The organism is Paenibacillus maysiensis (assembly GCF_000520815.1).
In the GTDB taxonomy this organism is placed as follows: Bacteria; Bacillota; Bacilli; order Paenibacillales; family Paenibacillaceae; genus Paenibacillus; species Paenibacillus maysiensis.
In genome coordinates this window covers 1-1,263 of the sequence record NZ_ASRY01000232.1, presented here as the reverse complement: position 1 = coordinate 1,263, position 1,263 = coordinate 1, and the positions used below count along the sequence as shown (strand labels likewise).

The 1,263-nt window shown below is 40.0% G+C and carries 1 protein-coding gene; it reads left to right on the top strand.

Features of this window, described 5'->3' with window-relative positions; all coding sequences use genetic code 11:
• Positions 1-237: 237 nt before the first annotated feature.
• The coding region (locus L696_RS0116880; protein WP_025684693.1) for a site-specific DNA-methyltransferase at positions 238-1,263 on the top strand (1,026 nt) is incomplete at its 3' end.

Below are 1,263 nucleotides of genomic sequence, written 5' to 3'. Positions count from 1 at the left end.
GAGAAATATGAATGCTATTAATGTTACAAGCAATAAGCATAGAAATATTACGATTTATCACTGCGGTTGGTGTGTTTTTCACCTGGATGTGGATTGCAGCCTTTTTAAAAATGAAGGTAGAAAGGGGGATCAAGTGGATTAGAAATCAGATTCGTAAGCGTAGAAGTTTTAATTCCGTACATAAAAAACGCCAGAAATAATGAGAAAGTTGTAGAAATAAAGGAGAGAGTTTTATAAATGAAGTGGATGAAATTGAAGATCGATCAACTGGTACACGCCGAATATAATCCAAGGAAGGATTTAAAAGCTGGCGATCCCGAGTTTGAAAAGATTAGGAATAGTGTAATGGAATTCGGTTATTGTGAACCGATTATTTGTAATAGCGATTATACCATTGTAGGAGGCCACCAACGAGCTAAAGTGTTGAAGGCACTTGGATACGATGAAGTTGAATGCGTCATAGTCGATGTGAATAAGTCGAAAGAGAAAGCCTTGAACATAGCGCTCAATAAAATTACAGGGGAGTGGGACTTTGATGCACTGGCTACATTATTAGATGAGCTAAAAGAAGTAGAATATAATATTGAGTTAACAGGCTTTGATTGGTCTGAAGCAGAGAAGTTGCTGGATACATTACATGAAGATACAGCGGAAGACGAAGAGGATTTTAATGTAGAAGAAGCATTACCTGTGCATCCGATCACTCGTAAAGGTGACGTCTGGCTACTTGGGAAGCATAGGCTCATATGCGGTGACTTGACGAATCCGCAGGATATCGCAACATTGATGGATGGTAAGAAGGCTCAGCTTATTGTAACTGATCCACCCTACAATGTGGACTATACAGGTAAGACCAAGGCTGCATTGAAAATAGAGAACGATAAAATGGACAATCACCAATTTTATGATTTTCTATTGGCTGCTTATACTCGAATGTTTGAAGTAGCAGATGATGGAGCAAGTCTATATGTATTCCACGCAGATAGTGAAGGCTTAAATTTTAGGAAGGCATTTATTGAAGCTGGATTCAAACTAGCACAATGCTGTATCTGGGCAAAGCAAGCAATGGTACTCGGTCATTCTCAATATCACTGGATGCACGAGCCTGTATTGTACGGTTGGAAGCCGACAGGTGGACACTACTGGAACAGTGATCGTAAGCAAACAACCCTTTGGCAATTTGATCGCCCATTTCGGAATGAATATCATCCGACCATGAAGCCGATTCCACTGATTAGCTACCCGATCAAGAATTCGAGCAAG